The sequence below is a fragment of the Streptomyces sp. NPDC001890 genome (assembly GCF_042891445.1).
GTDB lineage: Bacteria > Actinomycetota > Actinomycetes > Streptomycetales > Streptomycetaceae > Streptomyces.
In genome coordinates this window covers 44,596-66,357 of sequence record NZ_JBIATE010000018.1, presented here as the reverse complement: position 1 = coordinate 66,357, position 21,762 = coordinate 44,596, and the positions used below count along the sequence as shown (strand labels likewise).

23 protein-coding genes and 3 pseudogenes are annotated in these 21,762 nt (G+C 70.8%); 9 read left to right on the top strand and 17 right to left on the bottom strand.

Translation table 11 applies throughout. From position 1 onward, the window contains the following. Positions 1-23: 23 nt before the first annotated feature. The 9 genes and pseudogenes from ACFYY1_RS31630 to ACFYY1_RS31590 all read right to left on the bottom strand — a co-directional run bounded on the left by ACFYY1_RS31630 (position 24) and on the right by ACFYY1_RS31590 (position 8,156). Positions 24-650 (bottom strand): arylsulfatase, encoded by a 627-nt coding sequence (locus tag ACFYY1_RS31630; RefSeq protein ID WP_388591622.1) that lies wholly within the window; start codon positions 648-650, stop codon positions 24-26. A 32-nt stretch (positions 651-682) separates the two neighbouring features. Next, positions 683-790: pseudogene (locus tag ACFYY1_RS31625) on the bottom strand (N-acetyltransferase); the annotation flags it as partial. An 87-nt stretch (positions 791-877) separates the two neighbouring features. Next, entirely contained in the window at positions 878-1,303 is a 426-nt protein-coding gene (gene panD / locus ACFYY1_RS31620) for an aspartate 1-decarboxylase (RefSeq protein WP_388591620.1), read from the bottom strand. Between the two features lie 266 nt (positions 1,304-1,569). Further along, complete coding sequence (locus ACFYY1_RS31615) at positions 1,570-2,496, bottom strand: anchored repeat-type ABC transporter permease subunit (protein WP_388591618.1); 927 nt, start codon at positions 2,494-2,496, stop codon at positions 1,570-1,572. Further along, the gene (locus ACFYY1_RS31610; protein WP_388591616.1) at positions 2,493-3,224 is read right to left on the bottom strand and encodes an anchored repeat-type ABC transporter ATP-binding subunit; all 732 of its coding nucleotides are present in this window, start codon (positions 3,222-3,224) and stop codon (positions 2,493-2,495) included. The genes ACFYY1_RS31615 and ACFYY1_RS31610 overlap by 4 nt, the downstream gene beginning before the upstream one ends. Continuing rightward, a complete protein-coding gene (locus ACFYY1_RS31605) occupies positions 3,221-4,801 on the bottom strand; it encodes a choice-of-anchor M domain-containing protein (RefSeq protein ID WP_388591614.1) in 1,581 nt (526 codons plus the stop codon). The genes ACFYY1_RS31610 and ACFYY1_RS31605 overlap by 4 nt, the downstream gene beginning before the upstream one ends. A 5-nt stretch (positions 4,802-4,806) precedes the next feature. After that, a complete protein-coding gene (locus tag ACFYY1_RS31600) occupies positions 4,807-6,342 on the bottom strand; it encodes an anchored repeat ABC transporter, substrate-binding protein (RefSeq protein WP_388591612.1) in 1,536 nt (511 codons plus the stop codon). Further along, a complete protein-coding gene (locus tag ACFYY1_RS31595) occupies positions 6,339-7,442 on the bottom strand; it encodes a choice-of-anchor M domain-containing protein (RefSeq protein WP_388591610.1) in 1,104 nt (367 codons plus the stop codon). The genes ACFYY1_RS31600 and ACFYY1_RS31595 overlap by 4 nt, the downstream gene beginning before the upstream one ends. 129 nt (positions 7,443-7,571) lie before the next feature. Next, on the bottom strand, positions 7,572-8,156 hold the full coding sequence (locus tag ACFYY1_RS31590; protein ID WP_388591608.1) for a choice-of-anchor M domain-containing protein: 585 nt from the start codon (positions 8,154-8,156) through the stop codon (positions 7,572-7,574). A 273-nt stretch (positions 8,157-8,429) separates the two neighbouring features. Between ACFYY1_RS31590 and rpmF the strand changes: the two genes are divergently transcribed. Both rpmF and ACFYY1_RS31580 read left to right on the top strand, forming a co-directional pair. Continuing rightward, positions 8,430-8,600 (top strand): 50S ribosomal protein L32, encoded by a 171-nt coding sequence (rpmF, locus tag ACFYY1_RS31585; RefSeq protein ID WP_388591606.1) that lies wholly within the window; start codon positions 8,430-8,432, stop codon positions 8,598-8,600. A 19-nt stretch (positions 8,601-8,619) separates the two neighbouring features. Continuing rightward, positions 8,620-9,279: pseudogene (locus ACFYY1_RS31580) on the top strand (GTP-binding protein); the annotation flags it as partial. Between the two features lie 85 nt (positions 9,280-9,364). On the opposite strand, the pseudogene ACFYY1_RS31575 reads toward ACFYY1_RS31580, so the two are convergent. Next, a pseudogene (locus ACFYY1_RS31575) lies at positions 9,365-9,726 on the bottom strand (ABC transporter substrate-binding protein); the annotation flags it as partial. A gap of 182 nt (positions 9,727-9,908) precedes the next feature. Here ACFYY1_RS31575 and ACFYY1_RS31570 point away from each other — a divergent pair. Further along, positions 9,909-10,652 carry a hypothetical protein gene (locus ACFYY1_RS31570; protein ID WP_388591604.1) on the top strand — a complete coding sequence of 248 codons (744 nt, stop codon included), beginning with the start codon at positions 9,909-9,911 and terminating at the stop codon, positions 10,650-10,652. Positions 10,653-10,738: 86 nt separating this feature from the next. Here the strand turns inward: ACFYY1_RS31570 and rpsN are convergent, their stop codons facing one another. Then, on the bottom strand, positions 10,739-11,044 hold the full coding sequence (rpsN, locus tag ACFYY1_RS31565) for a 30S ribosomal protein S14 (RefSeq protein ID WP_388591602.1): 306 nt from the start codon (positions 11,042-11,044) through the stop codon (positions 10,739-10,741). Then, the gene (gene rpmB, locus ACFYY1_RS31560) at positions 11,044-11,280 is read right to left on the bottom strand and encodes a 50S ribosomal protein L28 (protein ID WP_388591821.1); all 237 of its coding nucleotides are present in this window, start codon (positions 11,278-11,280) and stop codon (positions 11,044-11,046) included. The genes rpsN and rpmB overlap by 1 nt, the downstream gene beginning before the upstream one ends. A 72-nt stretch (positions 11,281-11,352) precedes the next feature. Here rpmB and rpmG point away from each other — a divergent pair, with 72 nt between their 5' ends. The 4 genes from rpmG to rpsR are packed head-to-tail and all read left to right on the top strand — an operon-like array spanning position 11,353 to position 13,221. After that, positions 11,353-11,517, top strand: a complete 165-nt coding sequence (gene rpmG, locus ACFYY1_RS31555; RefSeq protein ID WP_388591600.1) for a 50S ribosomal protein L33 — start codon at positions 11,353-11,355, stop codon at positions 11,515-11,517. A gap of 26 nt (positions 11,518-11,543) precedes the next feature. Next, positions 11,544-11,798, top strand: coding sequence for a type B 50S ribosomal protein L31 (locus ACFYY1_RS31550; protein ID WP_388591598.1), 255 nt, complete (start codon positions 11,544-11,546; stop codon positions 11,796-11,798). Beyond that, the gene (locus tag ACFYY1_RS31545) at positions 11,798-12,952 is read left to right on the top strand and encodes a CobW family GTP-binding protein (RefSeq protein WP_388591596.1); all 1,155 of its coding nucleotides are present in this window, start codon (positions 11,798-11,800) and stop codon (positions 12,950-12,952) included. The genes ACFYY1_RS31550 and ACFYY1_RS31545 overlap by 1 nt, the downstream gene beginning before the upstream one ends. A gap of 32 nt (positions 12,953-12,984) precedes the next feature. Further along, on the top strand, positions 12,985-13,221 hold the full coding sequence (gene rpsR / locus ACFYY1_RS31540; RefSeq protein WP_388591594.1) for a 30S ribosomal protein S18: 237 nt from the start codon (positions 12,985-12,987) through the stop codon (positions 13,219-13,221). A gap of 559 nt (positions 13,222-13,780) precedes the next feature. Here the strand turns inward: rpsR and ACFYY1_RS31535 are convergent. Continuing rightward, positions 13,781-14,452 (bottom strand): TetR/AcrR family transcriptional regulator, encoded by a 672-nt coding sequence (locus tag ACFYY1_RS31535; protein ID WP_388591592.1) that lies wholly within the window; start codon positions 14,450-14,452, stop codon positions 13,781-13,783. A gap of 175 nt (positions 14,453-14,627) precedes the next feature. On the opposite strand from ACFYY1_RS31535, the gene ACFYY1_RS31530 reads away from it, so the two are divergent. Beyond that, positions 14,628-16,364 carry an amidase gene (locus tag ACFYY1_RS31530; protein WP_388591590.1) on the top strand — a complete coding sequence of 579 codons (1,737 nt, stop codon included), beginning with the start codon at positions 14,628-14,630 and terminating at the stop codon, positions 16,362-16,364. 56 nt (positions 16,365-16,420) lie between these two features. Here ACFYY1_RS31530 and ACFYY1_RS31525 read toward each other — a convergent pair whose 3' ends face one another. Together ACFYY1_RS31525 and tsaD are read right to left on the bottom strand one after the other, a co-directional pair. Next, on the bottom strand, positions 16,421-16,705 hold the full coding sequence (locus tag ACFYY1_RS31525; protein WP_388591588.1) for a hypothetical protein: 285 nt from the start codon (positions 16,703-16,705) through the stop codon (positions 16,421-16,423). Positions 16,706-16,802: 97 nt separating this feature from the next. Continuing rightward, entirely contained in the window at positions 16,803-17,873 is a 1,071-nt protein-coding gene (gene tsaD / locus ACFYY1_RS31520) for a tRNA (adenosine(37)-N6)-threonylcarbamoyltransferase complex transferase subunit TsaD (RefSeq protein ID WP_388591586.1), read from the bottom strand. 226 nt (positions 17,874-18,099) lie between these two features. Here tsaD and ACFYY1_RS31515 point away from each other — a divergent pair, with 226 nt between their 5' ends. Beyond that, positions 18,100-20,235: a protein kinase gene (locus ACFYY1_RS31515; RefSeq protein ID WP_388591584.1), complete on the top strand. Its 2,136-nt coding sequence runs from the start codon at positions 18,100-18,102 to the stop codon at positions 20,233-20,235. Positions 20,236-20,248: 13 nt separating this feature from the next. On the opposite strand, the gene ACFYY1_RS31510 is transcribed toward ACFYY1_RS31515, so the two are convergent. Next, positions 20,249-20,491 carry a hypothetical protein gene (locus ACFYY1_RS31510; protein ID WP_388591582.1) on the bottom strand — a complete coding sequence of 81 codons (243 nt, stop codon included), beginning with the start codon at positions 20,489-20,491 and terminating at the stop codon, positions 20,249-20,251. 106 nt (positions 20,492-20,597) lie between these two features. Further along, a complete protein-coding gene (locus tag ACFYY1_RS31505; RefSeq protein WP_388591580.1) occupies positions 20,598-21,272 on the bottom strand; it encodes a DUF4232 domain-containing protein in 675 nt (224 codons plus the stop codon). Positions 21,273-21,762: the final 490 nt, after the last annotated feature.

The window sequence follows — 21,762 nt, the reverse complement described above, 5'->3', positions numbered from 1 at the left end:
CGGGGCCGAAGGGCCCACGGAGGTCAGCGGACCGCGGCGGCCGCCGCGTCGAGACCCGGGCCTGGGCTGGAGAGCACCGGAATGCGGGTGACCGTACGGGTGACCGCGGCGGCCATGGACGCCTGCGCCAGCACGATCACATCACAGTCCGTGACCGCATCGGCCGCGGCCGCGACGAGATCCAGATAGCCGTCGCGCTCACCGGCCTCGAAGCGTGCCCAGGCCCCGTCCACCACGACGGCGCGTACGTCGACGGGCCGGTCCCCCGCCTCCTCGGTGAGCAGCGCGAGGGTCGGCGCCAGGGTGTCGGCGATCGCCGCGAGCACCACCACGCGGTCCTGGGCCGCGGCGGCGGCCGCCATCGGCCGGTCTACGCGCAGCACCGGAACTCCGAGCGTCGCCGACTCCGCCTCGGCGACGGCGCCGATCGTCGAACAGGTGCAGAGCACGGCGCGGGCACCGTCCGCGACGGCACCCGCGAGCAGGGCCCTGATCTCGCCCGTCACCGCTTCGGGCCCCGATTCCCTGGCCCTGGTGAGCAGGTCCTCGTGCACGAGATGGCGCAGCGCGAGTCCGGGATGACCGGCATCCCGGAGCGCGTCGAAGACAGGCACGTGGACCGGGGAGGTGTGCAGCAGCGCGAGCGTCATCCGCCGAACGGTACAACCCCGGCCCACGTCGGTCAGTACAGCTCGGGGTGGGACCCGAGCTGCGCCTTCGCCCGCTCCACCAGCTCGGCCGGGGCCTCGGGAGCCTGGTCGGGATGGCGTCGCACCGCCCACTTCGCGGCGTCGCTCGCGCGGTCGTCGCGGATGTCGAGCTCGACGCGTTCGGTCGGTTCTGCCATGACGGTGCTCCCCGGGGTGTCCGGACCGGGTCAGCGCGCCGCGGGAACGGCGTGCGGGCTCCGTTCGGTGGCGGTGCCGGGCACGGGTGCCGACGCGTCGGAGCCGAGTCCGATGATCCTGTTGTCGGCGTCGACGTGCACGATGCGCGGCTCCAGGCCACGGGCCACGGCATCGTCGACCTGGGCGTAACTGATCAGGATGACCAGGTCACCCGGGTGGACGAGGTGGGCGGCGGCGCCGTTGATGCCGATGACACCGGAGCCGCGCTCGCCCTCGATGACGTACGTCTCCAGACGGGCGCCGTTGTCGATGTCGACGATGTGCACCAGCTCCCCGGGCAGCAGATCCGCCGCCTCCATCAGCTCGGCGTCGATGGTGACGGAACCCACGTAATGCAGATCTGCCTGGGTCACAGTGGCCCGGTGGATCTTTGACTTGAGCATTGCACGAAACATGAACAAACTCCCGAATTAGCTGCTCCCTGCCTGCTTCATGCAGGTCAAGGGCGATGTCCGGAGCCTACAGCCGTTCGCATGTGCGGTCAGCTGCCCCCCAGGTGTTTCAGGACTCACACCGACCGACTGCTGATGTGTCTGACGCACAGCCAATGCCTGCCGGACGGCAGTCGCCCCGACCCTCGCCGCGCCGGGGACCGCGGTGCGGTCGCGTACCCACCCCCTGCCGACCAGGCCTCGCGGGCCGGGGCGGCAGCGAGGAAGGCTCAGCGTCCGACCTTCGCTTCGGCGGGCGCCCGCCGCGGCACGAGGCCGCCCGTCGTCTGCTTCTCCTCGACGGCTCGGCCCCTCGTGCGGAGCTTCGCGGCAAGGCCGTGGCGGGGTGCCAGCAGCCAGACGAGCGCGAACAGGGCGGTGAGGACGACGACGACCGAGCCGCCGGCCGCGAGGTCGTAGGCATAGCTGACGTACAGGCCGGCGAGGCTGCCCGCGCAGCCGAAGAGGGAGGCCAGCAGCGTCATCGCCCACAGCCGTTCGGTGAGCAGCCGGGCCGTGGCCGCCGGGGTGATGAGGAGGGCCAGGACCAGGATGTTGCCCACGGCTTCCAGGGACATGACGATCGTGGCCGTCACGACCACGTACAGCGTCAGGTCGAGGGAAAGCACCGGAAGGCCGGCCGCGCGTGCCGTCTCGCGGTCGAGACTGACCGCCACGAGTTCCTTGCGGAGCACGAGGACGACCGTGACGAGCACGGCGCCCACGGCGGCGACCCGCCAGATGTCGGCGTCGTCGACGGCGAGGACCTGGCCGAAGAGGAAGGACGACAGGTCGGTCGTCCAGCTGTCCCTCGTGGAGACGAGCACGATGCCGAGGCCGAACGCGAAGGCGAAGAAGACGCCGATGACGGTGTCCTCCTTGAGTCGCCGGTTCTGGGAGACGAAGGCGATGAGCGCGGCGGTCGTGACGCCCGCGGCCGCGCCGCCGACGAGCAGGTTGCCCTCGAAGGCGTACGCGAGCGCCACCCCCGGGAAGGCCGAGTGGGCCACCGCGTCGCCGATGAAGGCCATGCCGCGCAGGACGACGTAGACGCCGACGACTCCGCAGACCGGGCCGACGATGGCGGCGACGGTGAACGCCCTGCGCATGAAGGGCAGTTGCCAAGGATCGGCGAAGAGGGCGAGCAGGTCGGTCATGCCGCCGCCTCCGCGCCGCTCTCGGACACGACGCGGCCGAGACCGAAGGCCCGCAGCATCTGGTCCGTGTCGGAGAGGAGTTCCGGTCCGCCCTCGGCGACGACCGTGCGGTTGAGGAGGACCACGCGGGTGCAGGTACGGGCGGCGGCGGCCAGATCGTGTGTGGTCATCAGCAGTCCTCTGCCCTCGGCCGCGAGGCGGCCGAAGAGCTCGTTGAGCAGCTCCTGCGTGGGGACGTCCACTCCGGTGAAGGGTTCGTCCAGGAGCAGCAGCCGCGGCTGGGCGGCGAGCGCTCGCGCCACCAGGACGCGTTGGCGCTGTCCCCCGGACAGTTCCCCGATGGGGCGGCGGCGCAGGTCGGTCAGGCCGGCCCGTTCCAGCGCTTCGTCGGCGGCGGCGCGGTCGTGCGCGCGTGGCCTGCGCAGCCAGCCGATCGTGCGGGTGCGTCCACTCAGCACCGCGCCGGCCACATCGATGGGGAAGTCCCAAGCGAACTCGTGGCGTTGGGGCACGTAGCCGACCAGGCCGACCGCATCGACGCTGCCGGCAGCGGGCGAGGCGAGACCGAGGATCGCACGCAGCAGGGTGGTCTTGCCCGCGCCGTTCGGGCCGAGGAGGCCGACAAGTTCACCGGCCTCGACGGTCAGCGAGGCGTCCCGTACCACCCTGCGGCCTCCGAGGACGACGGAGACGGCGTCGACGTCGAGCAGCCGCTCGGGGGCGCTCACGAGGCGCGCCTGCGGGTGAGGCCGACGGTGGCCGCGCCGGCCACGGCGAGTGCGGCAGCCGTGCCGCCGAGCAGGAGGGTGCCCTCCGATCCGGTGCTTGCCATGGAGCCGCCGGTGGCGGAGTCGGAGCCGCCCGTGGCGCCGCCGGTCGCCGACCCGCCGCCGGTCGAACCGCCGGTGGCCCCGCCTGTCGTGCTCCCGGTCGAGCCGCCCGTCGTACCACCGGTGGAGCCGCCCGTGGCCCCGCCCGTCGAGCCTCCGACGGTTCCGCCGGGCGGCACCTGGTTCGGGTCGCCCGCGCCCACGCTGAAGGCGAGCGTCTCGGTGTCGCTCGACTTCGTCCCGTCGGCGAGCGTGGCCGACATCGTGAGCGTCAGGCGGTACACGCCCTCCTTGCCGAAGGCCCAGCCGCCGTGCGCGTGGGTGCTCTGCGGTACGCCGAACGCGTCCGGCACGCCGTCGCCGCTGTTGAAGCGGACGGCGGCGCCCGAAAGGCCGTCGTAGTTGTACAGGGCGAAGTTCCCCGGCCCGTCGGCCTTCACCAGCTTGAACTCGACCTCGCCTTTCGTCGCTCCGGCCGCCATGTTGTCGGTGGACCAGCCGGGCCACAGCAGCCCCGGCTGCTGCACCTGGTCGAGGAGCCAGATCGGGTCGCCCGCCTTCCCCAGGAAGGCGAAGTCCTGGTTCGCCGGGATCGTCTTCTTTGCCCCCGGCTTGACGTGCAGGACCACCGACGACGGCTCGCGCCACACGGTCTTCCCGGGAACCGTGCCGTCCTTCACGTGGATCTGCAGCCGGCCGTCGACGACACGCGCGGCGATGTCGATGTGCCCTTCGCCGAGTACCGTCTTCGCGGTCTCGACCCGCTCGGCGGCCGGGAGCAGGTCCGGGGCCCGGGCGGCGAACTGCCGGCCGACGGACGGCACCGGGGCGGTCGCCGCCGGTTCCACCGGCTCCGTACCGGGCTGAACGACAGGCTCCGTCTCGGTCTGGGACTGCGGCTGCGGCTGCGGCTGGGCGATGGCCGCGTCTCCGACCCGTACCGTGTACGAGGTCTCGGCGGCCAGGGGCCGGCCCCCTGCCTCTTCTTGTGTCTTTGCTGCGAAGGTCAGGGTGTACGTTGCGGGCGCGTCGAACGACCAACGGGTCGCCCCGCGCGCTGCGGCCGGCAGGTCGAATCCGTCGGGCAGCCCGTCCGAGCTGTCGAACCGTACGCGGGGCTCCCCATCGGTCGCGCCCTCGCCGTCGCTTCCGGCTCGGGAGTCGTCCGGGTCGGTGACCCGAAGGGTGCCCGGGCCCTCGACGCCGGTCAGAGACCAGTGCACAGAGCCGTGGGGCAGCCGGGTCGTGTCCCATTCCGGGTTCAGCTCCCAGCGGTCCCCACCGTCCGGCCCGGTCGCCTTGTGGGTGTCGTCGATGTCGATCACCCCGCCCTCGCCCAGGCCGAGCATGCCGTCGGTGAGGGTGACGGGCGCGACGACGAGCGGGGGTGGGAGCGGGCCCGTCATGGCCGTGCCACCGAGCGCGAGCGCCCCCGCCGCCGCGAGGGCGACCCTGCTGTTCCGTACGAGCCTCATCGGGCTCAACTCCCCTCTCGGCCCAGGCAGCGGGCCAGTTCGTTCGCGTTGTGGCGCATCATCGCGACGTAGTCGTGGATCTTGTCGTCGAAGGAGTCGCCGTAGATGGTGCAGATTCCGACGCCCTCGTCCTCTGCGACCCGGCGCAGGACGTCCGCGCGTGCGGCGAGGTTCGGCTCCAGGAAGACCGCCGGAACGTTCTTGTCCCGGATCGTGGCCCGGAGTTCGGCGATCTCCGCAGCGCTCGGCTCGCGGCTGGGCACCGGGACGACGAAGCCGGCGACCTCCATGCCATAGGCGTGGGCCAGATAGCCGAAGGCGTCGTGGGTCGTGATCAGCTTCCTGTTCGCCTCCGGCACACGGGCGAGCTTCCGGGCCACCTCGTCGTCCAGCGCGGCCAGTTGCTTCAGATAGCGGGCGGCGTTCCGCTCGTACGCGCGCCTGCCCTCGGGGTCGGCCTTGATCAGCTCGGCCTCGATGCGGCGGACGTACGCCTCGGCGTTGGCGACGTCCTCCCAGGCGTGCGGGTCCATCTCGCCGTGGACGTGCTTGCCGATGACCGCCTGCGGCAGCACCCAGATGTCCGCGCCCGGAGGGCCGAGGAAGCGATACGTCTCCTCCTTGGGCACGGACGCCTTGGCCCGGCCGGGGACGGAGAGCACGACCGAGTCGGTCGGATGGTGCGTGCGACGGCCGGTGGTCGGGTCGTCGGAGCGCACCTGGACGGTGCGGGTCTGCGCATGGACGGCGACGTCGGCATGTCCGCCGTCGAGGACCGTCCTGCCCTGCGGGGCCGGGGCGCCGCCGACGACGAAGGTGATGGTCCCGCTGCCGGCGGGTGCCCTCCTCCCGTCGAGGGTCTCGGTCTGTGCCTGGACGGTGAGGCGGTACGTACCGGGCCGGCTGAAGACCCAGTTGACGTGGGTGTGGGCCTCGGGCGGCAGCGCGAAGGAGTCCTTCCTGTCGAAGCCGTCGGTGGAGTCGACGTAGCTCTGCGGTGTGCCGAGCGTGTCGGTCAGATAGACGTGCAGGTCGCCCGGTCCTTCGAGCTTCGTGGCCGTCGTACGGACCTGGGAGCCGTCACCGGCGACCTCGCCTTCCACGGCCCAGCCGAGCCACAGCACGTTGAGGCCGAGGTCTTCCTTCAGCTTGATGACGGAGCCCCCGTACTGCTCCAGCTTCTCGCTGATCGGCACCTTCGGCGTGCTCTTGGGCGCGTTGGTGTGGATCATCTTCATGATCCCGGGCTCTTCCAGGAGCAGCCCGTTACTGAAGACGAGATCCGACTTGGCGATTCGGGTGGCGTCCCCGGGACTCGGTTCGTACGAGTGGGGGTCGCCGTGTTGGGGGACGACGGAGGCCACGTCGACCCGGTCGCCGCCGACCTTGCGCACGAGGTCGGCGATGATCGCGGTGGTCGTGGAGACGGTGAGCGCGGCGTGCTCGGCCTGCCCGCCGGAGCCGGCCCGGCAGCCGGAGACCAGCAGGGTGGTCGCGACGAGTGCTGCGGTGGCCGTGCCCACGCTGCGTACGCGGTTCAACGGGCTGCCTTCTTCCGGCGGACGAGGACCACTACCGAGACGCCTGCGGCAAGGGCGGCAACCGCGATCCCGCCCGGCAGCGCGACGCCGGCACCGGTCGACGCCAGGCGTCCCCCGCCCCTGCTCGTCCCGGTGGCCCCGCCGTCTCCCGGAGGGAGGGGCGCCGGCGTGGCGGAGGGGGTGGTCGTGGGCGCCGACGGACTCGCGGTGGGGCTCAGCGGCTCGGTGCGCGTGGCGGACGGGCTCGTGGTGACGGTGGGTGTGGCGGACTGCGTCGCCGTGGCCGAGGGCGACCCCGTACCGGGCGTCGAGGTCGGGGTCCGGGTCGGCGTAGGAGTCGACGTCGGGGTGGGTGGCGTGCCGTCCCCCGGTACGACGGTGCCGGGGTCCACGTCGTCACCGACCACGACGGCGAGGGTCTCCCGGTCGGAGACCGTGGCGCCGGACGGCAGGGTGGCGGTCATCTGCATCGTGATGCGGTAGACGCCCTCGGAGTTGAAGATCCACAGCGGGTGCGCATGCGTGAACGCGGGCAGGTCGACCGCACCCGGGTCCGCCTTGGCACTGTCGATCGTGACACCGATCCTCACCCCCAGGTCGGGGTCGTCGGCCCACTGCCCGAGCACGAACCGGCCCGGTCCCTCGATCTCGGGGAAGGTGACCTTCACGCCGCCGGGCACGTCGGCCGGAAGGATCTCCAGGGTGCTCCAACCGGGCCAGATCAGCCCTTCCTTCACCTCGAAGTCCTTGTCGACCCAGAGGCTGCTGCCCGGTTCACCGAACCCCTCGAACTGCGGGACCTCCTCGCGTGGCGGGATCACGATCTCGTGGCGCGGGTCGAAGTGCAGCAGCACGTCGGAGGGTTCGCGCCAGACGAGCGAGCCGGGCGTCGTCCCGTCCTTGATCTGGAAGTCCAGCCGCCCGTTCCTCAACCGGGCCGCCAGGTCGAGGTGGCCGCCGTTCAGGACGGTGCGCTCCCCGGCGGGTGCCTCCCTCGGAGGCGTGTCGGCCGCGTGCGCGAGTGGGGCGGCGAAGAGCAGCGACAGGGCGACCGCGAGCGTCGCGGCTCGTACGGGACGGGGTGCGATGGGGGCCCGCATGACGGGGCTTCTCCTTCGGACGTGAGGCGAGGTCGGGCGTAGGAGCGAGGGGCCACGGCCGCGCCGGGGGGCGGCTCGAACGGCGGGCACGGCCCGCCCCCGGCGCGGGGCTTGTGACGCGGGTCGGGGTCAGCCGACCTGGAAGGTGTACGTGGCGGAGGTCGGGCCGACCGGGGTTCCGTTCGCCAGCGTGCCGCTCACCTGGAAGGTGGCGGTGTACGAACCGGCCCGGGTGAAGACCCAGTTGGCGTGGTCGTGCTCGCCGGCCGTGACGTTCTTGCTGTTGGTGAGCGTCGCGTCGCCGCTGTCGTAGTAGCGGTTGCTCTTCGGGCAGAGGCCGTCCTTGTAGACGGTGAGCTTGCCCGGGCCGCTGACGGAGGTGAGCTCGACCTGCACCTTGTCGTTCTGGAAGACGCCGGCGGAGAGGTGCTCGCCGGAGACGCCGGGCCAGAGCAGGTTGGCGTTCTCGACCTGCGGCAGGCGGTACACGGTGGCTCCGGCCGAGCCCAGGTGGCTGTAGCAGCTGCCGCTCGGCACGGTGTAGGCGGACGCCGGCAGGGCCTGGAGGACGACGTCCGCCGGGGCGTACTCGACGTCCGGCGTGACCGACTCGTCATGGACGTGGAGGTCGAGGCCGACTCCGTCGTACTCGACGTCGAGAACGTCGACGTGTCCCTTGGTGAGAGTGGTACCGGCTGCGTGGGCAGCGGTCATTCCGCCGGCCGCGATGGTCGCGGCTATGCAACCGGTGACGGTGAGAGTGCGCGTGAAGGCACGCAAAAGAAGCCCCCCTTGGGCATTGGTTGAGTGTGCACGAACAAGCAAGACGACGATAATCATTTTCAATTAGTTCGCGCAACCGAGGCATGGAGGCCGGCCACCGCGGACCCGGGGTCGCCGTCACTCCCGAACGGGACAATTGGAATCGAAATCCATTTTCATCTAGGTTGGCGGCACACTCTTCGCCCCGACACCCCGGAGGTCCCCATGGCCGTGCCCAAGCGCAAGATGTCCCGCAGCAACACCCGCCACCGCCGCGCCCGGTGGAAGGCCACCACCGCGCAGCTGGTGCCCCTCACCGTCGACGGCTCGGTGCACCTCGTGCCGCAGCGGCTGGTGAAGGCGTACGAGCGCGGTCTGATCCGCCCCGAGGGCTGATCCCGTGACGCACACGCCCATGCACGGCCGGCTGCCCGTGACCGCCCTGTCCGGGTTCCTCGGCGCCGGAAAGACCACCCTGCTCAACCATGTCCTCGGCAACCGCGAAGGGCTGCGGGTCGCGGTCATCGTCAACGACATGAGCGAGGTCGACATCGCCGCCGCCCTCGTGCGCGGCGGCGAGGCGGCCCTGTCCCGGACCTAGGAGCGGCTGGTCGAGATGACCAACGGGTGCATCTGCTGCACCCTCCGCGACGACCTGCTCGAAGAGGTCGACCGACTGGCCCGCGAGGGTCGCTTCGACCATCTCCTGATCGAGTCCAGCGGCATCTCGGAGCCCATGCCCGTCGCCGCCACCTTCTCCTTCCCTCGCGACGACGGCGCCACCCTCGGCGATCTGGCCCGCCTGGACACGATGGTGACCGTGGTGGACGCCGCGAACTTCCTGGCCGAGCTCGACGGCGGCGACGAGTTCGTCGCGCGCGGTCTCGACCAGTACGAGGACGACGAGCACACCGTCAGCGATCTCCTCATGGACCAGGTCGAGTTCGCGGACGTCATCGTCCTCAACAAGCTCGACCTGGTCGGACCCGACGAGGCCGCCCGGCTGCGCGCGGCCCTGTCCCGACTCAACCCCGAGGCCCGGACCGTCCCCGCCGTACGCGGCCGGGTGGCCCTCTAACAGGTCCTGGGTACGGGCCTGTTCGACGTCGAACGGGCCCAGCAGGCCCCGGGTGACCGGGCTGTGGTCGCAGGCGGGTGCAGAGCTCGTGCGCGTACTCGATCCGGCCGCCGACGAGGGCGTTGACACGCGACTCCTCGTCGAGGTGCGGCGCGCCGTCCCAGTAGGCGTCGTCGCGCTCGAAGACGGCGAACTTTCCGGGGCGAAGGAAACGAAGCGGAACGGTCCGCTGCCGATCGGGTTCCTGTCGAAGTCCTGCGCCCCCCTCGGGGACTATGTACGCGCCGAAGTCGGCGTGCACGTTGGGGAACTCGGCGGCGAAGGCCGCGCGGAGTCGACCGCCGCGCCAAGGCTTTCCGTCCCCCTTGGCCGGGTCATCTGCGTCGGCGATACCGGAGCCGGCGCAGCCGGTGAGCGCGCGAGGGCGCCGAGGCCGGCGGCCATTCCGCCGACGGCGGCAAGGAAGCCCTGGCGGCGCAGGCCCGGGTAGCGGGGGCGGGCGAGGCACGACTGACGGGGCACAGGAGTTCAGGAAATCGATCCCCGCGAACAACTGAAAACGAGTACCACTATCGATAGGGGTGGTGTCCCGGTCGGGCGTGCCGGGCGGGAAGGGACGCCCAGTCATGCCCAGAACGCGGATACGAGGCGGGGCCGTCGCCACAGCGACGGCCCGCCTTCTGCTCCTGTCCAGCGCCTGCAGCTCGCCAGGTGGCGCGGACAATGCGCCGCACCGGACCGCCGCGCGCGGCGCCCAGGACATCAATACCAGGCCACGCACCACGCTGCGGGACGGCGGCGAACTGCGGCTGCCCGTCGACGCGTTGCCGGCCAACTACAACCCGGTCCAGGTCAACGACACACGCGTGGTCAACTGGCAGCTGTCCGGGGCGATCCTGCCCCGGACCCCCAGTGACGGCGCGGACGGCGAACCCGTCCTGAACCGGGCCTTCTTCGAGTCGGCGAAGCTGGCCTCGACTTCCCCCCAGACCATCACATACACGATCGCCGAAGGCCCGGTCCGGAACAACGACCGGCCGCTGTCCTGGGAGGACCTGCGCGGCCAGTGGCGGGCGTTGAGCGGGAGCGACGCCGCGTACGAGGGCTACAACCACGTCGGCTACGCGGACGAGCCGAGCGCCGGCGGCGCGACGAACAGCAGGGCGAGGGCCGGTACGGCGAGGAGCCGAGCAACGCGCGGGCACCGCCGTGGCCGTGCCCGTGTCCGTGCCGTCGTGCGCTTCCGCGTGGTCGTCCGCAGGATCGTGCCAGTACCTGCGGCCGGCCGCCTCGCGCCCTCCACTTGGGCAAGGTCGGACCCGGGATGCGTACGGCAGTGCGGCCACAGCTGCGTCCCGGTGACGACCTGAGCTGATCCTCAGGACGGCACCGGCCTGTGCGACCCATCCCCGACTGGGTCGCACAGGCCGTCGTCATTCCCGCGTCCGATCGCTCGTCACCAGGACGACTTGGTCACTCCCGGCAGGAGACCGGCGTGCGCCTGCTCCCGGAGACGCACTCGGGAGAGCCCGAACTTCCGCAGATGACCGCGCGGACGACCGTCCACACTGTCGCGGTTGCGGACTCGCGTCGCACTGGCGTCGCGCGGCTGCCTGCGGAGCTCGACAACAGCGGCGCGACGATCGGCCTCTGCGGAGGACGGACGCCGGATGATCTCCTTCAGCTCGGCGCGCCGGGCCGCGTACCGCTCGACGACTTCCTTGCGCTTCTCGTTCCGCGCGATCTTGCTCTTCTTCGCCATCAGACCTTCCCTCCCCGCGCCCGGATCCGGGCCACGGCCACCTCGATGCCGATCGCGTCCACCGTCTTGATCGCCTTGGTGCTCAGCGTGAGACGGACGTGCCGCCCCTCGCTGGGCAGCCAGTAGCGCTTGCGCTGGATGTTCGGGTCGAAGCGGCGCGCGGTGCGCCGATGCGAATGGGAGATCTTGTTGCCGAATCCCGGCTTGGCGCCGGTCAGTTGGCAGTGGGCGGACAAAGGTGCCACCACCCTCTCTCGGGACGGACAGTCCCGTATCGATAATGAAAACCGTTCCCATATAGTAGCGTCATGGCACGCAACGAGATCCGCCCGATCATCAAGCTCCGCTCCACCGCGGGCACCGGCTACACCTACGTCACCCGCAAGAACCGCAGGAATGACCCCGACCGGCTCACCCTGCGCAAGTACGACCCGGTCGCCCGACGCCACGTCGACTTCCGCGAAGAACGCTGACCCTCACCCAGAACCAGGACACCGCCATGAAGCCCGAGATCCACCCGCCCTACGGCCCCGTCGTCTTCCGCGACAAGGCCGCCGACTACGCATTCCTCACCCGCTCCACCCTCACCGGTGACAAGACCGTCGAGTGGGAGGACGGCAACACCTATCCCGTCGTCGACGTCGAGATCTCCTCCGCGAGCCACCCCTTCTACACCGGTACCGCGCGCGTGCTCGACACCGCCGGACGTGTCGAACGCTTCGAGCGCCGCTACGCCCGCTACGAGGCCCGGTGATGCGGGACGACGCCAAGCTGCCGGTCGTGATCGTGGCCGGGATCCACGCCGATGCCCGCAAGGAGGTGGTGGAGGGACTGCTGAGGACCGTCCCCGGCAGTGTCGCTCTGCACCACGATCTGGCAACCGTCGCCGAGGGCACCGTGGTGCGTCAGATACGGGATGCCTCGGGTGAGCTCTCGTCCGGCCAGGCCCCGCTCGTCAACGACTGCGCCTGCTGCGCACTGCGCGAGGACCTGGTCCCGGAGCTGGAGCGGCTCGCCGCGAGCCGTCTCACCCGGCTGGCCGTCGTCGAGCTGTGGGAGTCGGTCGAGCCGAAGGCGATGGCCGAGGTCCTGGCGATGCACGGCGGCTCGGACCTCGAACTCACCAACGTCATCACCGCGGTGGATCCCGCCCTCGTTCTCCCCTACCTCGCCAATGGCGACGACCTCGCCGAGGCAGGGCTCGCCGCGGCCGCCACCGACCAGCGCACCGTCGGCGACACCTGGGCGAGACAGCTGGAGTACGCACCGGTCCTCGCCCTCGTCGAAAACGAAGAAGCCGACGAGGAGGACCGAGCACTCCTGACCCAGCTCCACCCGACCGCCCACCAGGCGCACGCCGGATCCCAGGAGCTCGCCGATCTGACCTTCGCCGGCTTCGACGTGGAAGCGGCCGCGGCCGCCCAGCATCCTGCCTGCGCCCTGCTCCCCCAGGAGGCGAACGAAGCAGGCGTCACCACCCTCGTCTGGCACCGCCACCGCCCCTTCCACCCGGAACGCCTCTACCAGGCGCTGGAAGACCTGTGTTGCGCCGCTGCCCGCAGCCGCGGCCGTTTCTGGCTCGCCGACCGCCCCGACACCCTGCTGGCCTGGGACGCCGCGGGCGGAGCCCTGTGCGTGGAGAACGCCGGCCCCTGGCTGGCCTCCCTTCCTGATGCCGCCTGGGAGATGGAGCCGCCCCTTCGCCGGGCGGCAGCCTCACTCGACTGGCATCCCGAGCACGGCGACTGCTGCCAGCACCTCGTCTTCACCTCACCCGGCCTCGACCGCGACGGTCTGGTGGCGTTGCTTGAGTCCTGCCTGCTCACCGACGCCGAATTCGCAGCCGGCCGCGAGGCCTGGAAGGACCTCCCGGCAGCCTTCGACGCCCTCCTCGACCCCGTCGCCTAGCCCCCAGCCCCGACGAACGGACAAGAAACCCCATGACACGCCGTCAGAATCCCCGCAAGCCACTGACGTCCCGCCCCAACCCCCTCGACGCGGCCGGGATCACCTACATCGACTACAAGGACACCGACCTTCTCCGAAAGTTCATCTCCGACCGTGGCAAGATCCGCAGCCGGCGCGTCACCAGGGTGACGGCCCAGCAGCAGCGACAGCTCGCAGCAGCCATCAAGAACGCCCGCGAGATGGCACTCCTGCCTTACGCCAGCCGGTAGGCACAGAGTCCCCTGGGTCCTCGGGCGAGGCCGCGCACATGATCAGGCTGACTTCGCTCGGCAGGCGCGGGGGTGGTGCACCCGGATGGCCCACCACCGCGCCCCGGCCGGCCCGCCCGTCGACCAACGGATTGCGTTCGGTCAGCCGTTCACCCTCAACCGTCACGCCGGGAGGCCGGCACCGGACGGGACACAGGAGGTACAGCGGGCACGGCGGGTGTGAGAGACCGGCCGCGTGCCCTCGGACGATGCAAGGCCCTCGGCTCGGGATGATCAGTGATTCGGATCGCTCCGGTGGTGACACCGACTGGAAGGGCCCCAGCCCAGCGGCGGGACATCCCCTTCACGGGGCCACTCGTGACGCCCTCATCGGTCTCGGCTCCGGCGGACTCGGCGCCCCCGGACTCGATGATGAGGGCCGGCCGGACTGACACACGCACCCACGTCGCCGCCCATCGGGCCCGCAAGCGTCTGATGGATCGGGACGGCACACGGCTGGGCTGACACCCGCCCTCATGGGCGACCCCCACGACCTTCGGGATCAGCTGCTCCCCCGCCGTCAGCCCTGACCGGCAGGACGAAGCTCACGTTCGAGGGCGGACAGGGCGAACGCATGGGGAGAGGTGTTCTCCCAGCGGGACCGCCCGAACATCACGTCCTCGGAGAGGCCGCTCAGCATGGCCACGGCCCGGATGGTGAACTCGGGGAGGTCCACGTCCGCGAAATGCCCCAGGTCACGGCCCTCGCGGACGATGGCTTCCAGGCGCTCGTCCCAACCGTCCAGCAGCTCGGTGAGGATGCGTCGGCCCGCCTCGTCGTGGTGCTGGGCCAGGACCTGCGTCCACAGCGCGTAGCGTTCGTCGCCCTGATGGGTGGGCAGGTAGAAGCGGACGAACAGGTCCAGCTTCGCGGTGGGGGACGCCGCCTCGTCGGCGGCCTGCTGGAACCGGACCCAGAGGTCCGCCTGGCTCCATGCGAGGACTTCGAGCAGGAGCCGGTCCTTCTTCCCGAAGTGGTAGAGGATGTGGCCGGTGCTCATGCCGGCCCGCTCGGCGATGTCCGACATCCGCAGGGCCGCCGTGCCCTTCTCTGCGATGACGCTGATGGCGGCCCGCATGGCCCGCTCCCGCGCCTCGTCACCGCTGGGCTGACGTTTCCTGTCGATCGGGACCCGGGCCGCAGGCCATGAGGCCGCGCCGGTCTCGACGGGCCCGCTCTCTGACGTCGGCATGAGCTCGCTTTCGGTTCCGGCAGTCCAGGTCCCTAGTCTAGGTTCCACTTCTCTAGACTCTTAGTCTAGACTGAAAATCTAGTCAGGTACTTGGGGAGTGTGACGGCCCGCCGTGCGCGGTCGCCCCGATGGCCGGCGGCCGACCTGCCCTGCTCACCACCGAGGAGACACCCCCATGACGCGCGGATTCGATGTCGTGGAGACCTGTATCGCCGACCTGCGTGCAGCGCTGGCGAAGGGCGAGACGACCGCTGTCGGGCTGCTCGACGCCTACCTCGCGCGGATCGAGGCGTACGACCGGCCCGGAACGGCCACCGCCCTGAACGCGATGGTCGTGATGAACCCGCGCGCCCTGGCGGAGGCGGAGGCCTCCGACGCCCGCCGCGCCCGGGGCGAGACGCTGGGCCCGCTGGACGGCATCCCGTACACCGCCAAGGACAGCTACCTCGCCGAGGGGCTCACCGCCGCGTCCGGCTCCCCCGCCTTCGAGCACCTCGTCGCCCAGTGCGACGCCTTCGCCATCGAGCGGCTGCGCGCGGGCGGAGCGGTCCTCATCGGCCTGACCAACATGCCACCGATGGCGAACGGCGGCATGCAGCGCGGCGTGTACGGCCGCGCGGAGAGCCCGTACAGCGCCGACTGGCTCACCAGCGCCTACGGCTCCGGCTCCTCCAACGGCTCCGGCACGGCGACGGCCGCCTCCTTCGGCGCGTTCGGTCTCGGCGAGGAGACCTGGTCCTCGGGCCGCGCCCCCGCCTCGAACAACGCGCTGTGCGCCTACACCCCCAGCCGCGGCGTGATCTCGGTGCGTGGCAACTGGCCGCTCGTCCCGACCATGGACGTCGTGGTCCCTCACACCCGCACCATGGCCGACCTGCTCGAACTGCTCGACGTCATCGTCGCCGACGACCCGAACCCGCGCGGGGACCTGTGGCGGGCACAGCCGTGGCTGGAGCTGCCCCCGCCTTCGCAGGTGCGCCCCGCCTCCTACCCGGCTCTCGCACCCGCCGACGCCGAGGCCGCCTCCGGCGTACTCGCCGGCAAGCGCGTCGGCGTGCCCCGGATGTACATCAACGCCGACCCCGACGCCGGAACCAACCCGGACGGAGGCATCGGCGGCCAGACCGGGCAGCGCATCGACACGCGCCCCTCGGTGATCACCCTTTGGGAGGCCGCCCGCCGCGACCTGCAAGCCGCCGGCGCCGAGGTGGTCGAGGTCGACTTCCCCGTGGTGTCGAACTACGAGTCCGACCGCCCCGGAGCGTCCTCGCTGCTCACCCGCGGACTGGTCGGCCGCGAGTACCTCGCCTTCGAGATCGAGGACCTGTCCGCCTGGGCCTGGGACGACTTCCTGCGCGCCAACGGCGACCCGGCGCTCTCCACCCTGGCCGACGTCGACGGCGACCGCATCTGGCCCAAGCAGGAGGGCGAACTGCCCGACCGGTACGAGGGTTTCGACGACACGATCGGCGACTACCCCCGCTTCGTGCGCGAGCGCCCGTACGCCTCCCTCGCCGACATGCCGCTCCTGGAGCAGGGGCTGCGTGGGCTGGAGGAGACGCGCCGCGTCGACCTGGAGCTGTGGATGGACGGGCTGGGCCTGGACGCGGTGGTCTTCCCCGCGGTGGCCGACGTGGGCCCCGCGGACATGGACGTCGACGTGGTCTCCGCCGATCTCGGCTGGCGCAACGGCGTCTGGGTCGCCAACGGCAACCTGGTCCCCCGCCACCTCGGCATCCCGACCGTGACCGTGCCCATGGGCACCATGGCTGACACCGGCATGCCCGTCGGGCTGACCTTCGCGGGCCGCGCCTACGACGACAACGCCCTTCTGTCCCTCGCGGCGGCCTTCGAGAAGACCGGCGACCGGCGCACGACACCGCCGCGCACGCCGCGTCTGCCGGCGGAATGATCTGACGCACCGTGGGAAGGGCGAGGCATGCAGCCACGCCCTCCCCACGGTACGGATCAGCGGCCGGCGATCGCGCGGGGCGGCTCCGCCAGGGTGTCGACGAGGCGTTCGGCAGCCGGTCCACCGCCCTGCGCCAGCTCCGGAGAGCCTCCGCCGCGTCCGCCGAGGAGCTGCTTGACCAGCGAGAAAGCGTTCAGGTCCGGCTCGTGGGCGGCCTTGTGGGCGGCCTTGTTCAACGCGACGACGACCACGCCTGCTGCCGTGCCGATGCCGACGGCGCCAGGAGCGGCGGCGGGAAGGCGGTCGCGGACGGGGGTCGCGGACGGCGGCGGCCAGGGCACGTGCGTCGTCCGCGCCGCCCTCGGCGGTGGCGGTGACGACCTGGACGCCGTGCACGTGGATCGCGCCGCCCGGGGGCCGGCTGAACGAGGGCGGTCATCAGGCGGCTCTCGCCGGGGGCGCCGGCAACGGGGTCAGGGATGCGTACTCCAGCGGCGCGGACGGGTCGATCGCCACGTCCAGCGGGGCGGGTTCGGCGCCGGACCGTACGAGGAGGTCGCCGACGGCCGCGATCATGGCGCCGTTGTCCGTGCACAGCGTCATCGGCGGCACGCGCAGCTCGACCCCGGCGGCGGCGCACCGCTGCTCGGCCAGCCCGCGGACCCGTGAGTTCGCGGCGACGCCGCCGACCACGATCAGCGTCTTCACGCCGTACGCCGCGCAGGCCGCGAGCGCCTTGCGGGTCAGCACGTCGGCAACGGCTTCCTGGAGGGCGGCGGCCCCGTCCGCGACGGGCAGCTCGATCCCCTGCGCCCGATGCTTCTCGACCCAGCGGGCGGCGGCCGTCTTGAGGCCGGAGAAGGAGAAGGCGTACGGGTCGTCGCCCGGCCGCGTGAGGGGCCGGGGGAAGTCCACGGCGCGCGGGTTCCCCTCCCGGGCGGCCCGGTCGATGGCCGGCCCGCCGGGGTAAGACAGGCCCATGAGGCGGGCGACCTTGTCGAAGCACTCCCCCGCCGCGTCGTCGAGGGTGTCACCCAGGTGCAGGATCGGCTCGCGCACCAGGTCCCGGACCAGCAGCAGGGACGTGTGACCGCCGGAGACGATCAGGACGACGCACGGAGTGGGCAGCGGACCGTGCTCCAGGGTGTCGGCGGCGACGTGTCCGGCAAGGTGGTGCACCCCATACAGCGGCACCCCGGCCGCGTAGGCGAGGGACTTCGCTCCGGCCAGGCCGGTCTGGAGCGCCCCGGAGAGGCCCGGGCCGGTGGTAACGGCGACGGCGTCGATCTGTCCCAGCCGCAGCCCCGCCTGGTCGAGCGCCTCCCGGATGACCGGGTTGAACGCCTGGAGGTGCGCCCGGGCCGCGATCTCGGGCACGACACCGCCGAAGAGCGCGTGCTCGTCCATGCTCGACGCCACGACGTGCGCGAGCAGCTTCCCGTCACGCACGATCCCAGCGCCGGTCTCGTCGCACGACGACTCGATTCCCAGGACGATCGGTCCACCCACTGCGCCACTCCTTTTGCACTTAGTTTGTACTTGCAATATGTGTGCAGTATGAACCAGCCCAGACCTTCTACATCTGCCATGGGCCTGCCATCGCACGAGCCCGGCTGAAGGCCGGTTCGGCGCACCCCCGCTTCGCAGCGATGCGCCGGGATCACGGAAGACCGTGCGCCACCGCCGCCCGCCTCGTACAGTCGATCGACCGTGATGGATGTGGGAGGGGGCACCTGTGCCAGGGCCTGTGCTGTCCGGGCGCTATCTGCTGGGGGACCGTCTGGGAGCAGGCGGGATGGGCGTGGTGTGGCGTGCCCAGGATCTCGTGCTGCACCGTGAGGTCGCCGTCAAGACGGTTTCGGGGCCCGATGTGACGCCGGAGGCAGCAGCCCGGCTGGAACGTGAGGCACGGGCCGCGGCCGGTCTGTCCACCAGCCCGCACGTCGTCACGGTCCACGACTTCGGGCGGGACGGTGAGACGCTGTTCATCGTGATGGAGCTGGCACCCGGCCGCACTCTGGACCGCGTCCTCGCGGCCGACGGCCCGCCGGCACCGGCCCGGGCCGTCGACTGGGTCCGTCAGGTGTGTGCGGCGCTGGAGGCCGCGCACGAGCGCGGGATCGTCCACCGCGACATCAAGCCCGCGAACGTCATCCTGACGCCCGACGGAACGGTCAAGGTTCTCGACTTCGGCATCGCCTGGTTCCACCCGGCCCTGGGTCTCGACCAGTTGAGCCAGGCCGGGGGCGTCCTGGGAAGCGTGCCGTGGATGTCGCCGGAACAGGCGCGGGGCACCCAGGTCGGGCCCGCGTCCGACCTCTACTCCTTGGGCTGCCTGTTACATCACCTCCTCACTGGACAACCCCCGTTCTCCGGCCGGGACGCCCTCTCCCAGATCGTCGCGCACACGACCGAGGTCCCTGAACCGCCTTCCCGTACGTGCCCTGGGCTGCCCGCGGAACTCGACGCCCTGGCCGCGGACCTTCTGGCCAAGGCCCCCGATCGCCGCCCCACGTCAGCGGCCGAGACCGCGGCCCGCCTCGGCGCGGTCGCCGAACTGCTGGGGAATGCGGCGACCGCCGGCCGCGCCCGCCCTCGCACTCCGTCCGAGCATTCCACCGGGCGGCCGGTCAGTCGCCGTACCGTCCTGATCGGCATAGGGGTGGTCGTGACGGGCGGGACGACCGCGGTGGTCGTTCCCAGGATGCTGGACCACCGTGAAGGTGGGACGAGGCAGGGCGCCGTCAAGACGAAGTGGAAGGTGCCTGGAGAATTCCACGTGTTCAGGCAGGTCGGATCCGTGCTGCTGACGAAGACGCCGGAAGAACCTGTGTTCCGGGCCAAGGACGCACACACCGGGAAGGAGTTGTGGCAACTGCCCGAGAAGATGCAGTTCGTCCATAGATCCCTCTCCTTCTCAGCGGACTCCCTTCTCGTCAACCGCTCCTTCGACACGGTGCAGTGTCTCGACGCGCGGACCGGCAAGGTCCGGTGGACCCATCGCCGAGAGCCGGACGTCGACGAGGTGACGTCCGGCGGGTACGCGGTCTTCGCGGACGGCGCCCTGTTCACCGCCTTCGGAGCCTGGGTGTACAGGCTGGATCCCCGGACAGGAACGGAGATCTGGTCCCGCCGGATGAACAGCGATCTTCCTACGGTCCGCGGCCTGGAGCATCATGGCGGACTGCTTTTCGCCCAGGACTGGAAGGAATGGTGGACAGCCATCGACCCGGCCACTGGTACACCTCGCTGGACGGACCGGTCCGGGGACCCTGGCACCAACATCCCCGTGGACTTCGCCGGCGCGGCCGACGGCAAGATCTACTTCAATGACGGCAAGAATCTCCGCGTCGTCAATGCCGCCGACGGAAGCTCCCTCCCGCCCCTGAAGGCGAACGGACGGATCCTCGCCGAGCACGGAATCGCTCTCGGCTCGAACTCGGCGTCAGCGATGACCGCTTGGTCGCTCACGGACAGCCGACAACTGTGGAGTCTGCCCGGCACCACCACGGACCTCGCCACAGTCGGGACGACCGTCCTGATGGGGAAAGACACCCCTGCCGAGGCCGTGGTCGCAGCCAACCTGCGCACCGGAGAGGTCCTGTGGGAGGCGGACGACCTCGTCTTCCTGGGGGGCCTGGAGGAGAGCACCAAGCAGCCCTGGCTCTTCCGCCTGACGAGTGACCCCACCCACATGGTCAGGATCGAGCCGGACACCGGAAGGCGGAGCAGCATCGGCACCTTTCCCCAGAACCTGTCCTCGGCTGCCTGGTTCGACGGGACCCTGTACGCAACCTGCGGCGACGTCGACCAGGCCGGGTCCGGCGAGAACCTGAACCTGTACGCGGTAGATGCTCCCCGCCTCCCATGAACGGTCCAGGCGCTCACGCGGTGACCGTCCCACCCGGTGTTCGACCTCGGTTGTGCCGTTCGATCAGGCCGTAGTAGTCGTCCGTGACCGTGATCAGCCGTACGGTCACGCCCTTCTGCCTCAGGTCGACGTCCGGGGATTGGTCCCCAACTCCCGGCATCTCACTGATTACCCGCACGAACCGGGCGCCGGCCTCGAACGACCCGGTGCGGAAGTGCGCACACGCGCCCTCGCCCACGACGCGCCAGTCCTCCACACAGGCGGCCTCGTGGAACTGCTGCGGCCTGACGCGTTCGGTCCTGCCTTCTACGTAGGTCCTGCCCTCAAGGTAACGCGCAGGTCTGAAAACGACTGCCGCCCACTCAGACGATGACGGGGATGGTCTCGGCCCGGTTGGTGGCCCAGTTGGTGACGATGGGCTTGTCGACGTCGGCAGGCTCGGGAAGCTTGAGTTCGGCGGGGTCAGGATCGTCCTCGGTGGTGGCGATGATGACGTTCTCGAATTGCTTGCCGTCATCGGTGTTGGTGGTCTTGGGGCTGATACCGGTGTATGCGACTGCGGAACCGGTGAGCTTGATGGGGTCCTCGCCGCCCTGTCCGACGGGCGAGGCGACACCGTCGGCACCGGAGCCGAAGGACACGGTGGGGGTGTTGGTGTCCAGGTAGCAGGTGATGCCGGACTTGGCCTTGGCGGTCACGAGGTAGTAGCCGCCGGCCTGCGACTCCGAAGTCACGGTGAATTCCAGGTCGTTGGTTCCGCAGGACTGCCCGTATCCGCTTTTCTCGCCGTCACCGGAGCCGGAGTCGGAGCCGGTCTTGGCGCCGGAGTCGGCCTTCTTGTCGGTGGAGCCGTCGGCGTTGGAGCCACCGGTGGAGGGGCTGTCGCTGCCGGCGGAGGCGACGGCGGAGGGGGCCGCGGAACTGCCGGCGTCCGCGACGTCTTCGGGTCCACAGGCAGTGGCGGTGGCGGCGAGGGCCGCCACGGCCGCGGCGGCCAGGACGAGGCGGGCGGAACGGGCGGCGAGATGCGAACGCATCGTGATCTCCAGCGGCTGTCGATTGCGGTGTGTCCTGCTGACACCAACGACACTAGGCCCGAGTCGATCCTGAAATGATCCTGCGCATGTCCGGGTTATGTCTCAGCGACTTCGGTTCCAGAAGACGACGTCGGCTTGCAACAAACCCAGCTCAAGAGGCATGTCAGGACGGCCGCGGCAAGCAGGGCGGCGCCGTCCGGAGCAGTGCACCGGTTCCGGCAGGGGTGAGGGCCGCGCCGCCGAGCAGCGATCCGCCGGCCATGCCTATGTTCCAACCCGTGCCCCGCAGGGAGTTGGCGGCGTCGCAAGCTGTCGGGCCAGGAAGTAGGCCTCCGAGCGGGAGCCAGGCCCATACGCCCAGGTCCCACAACGGCGGTCACTCCGTCAGCAAGCCGGAACGCCTCCGCGCCCGATGCTGACCATTTACCGGCCCGGACGGCCATATTACGCCTCCGACCTGCGCAGATGACCAAGCGTTAGATCTTTGACT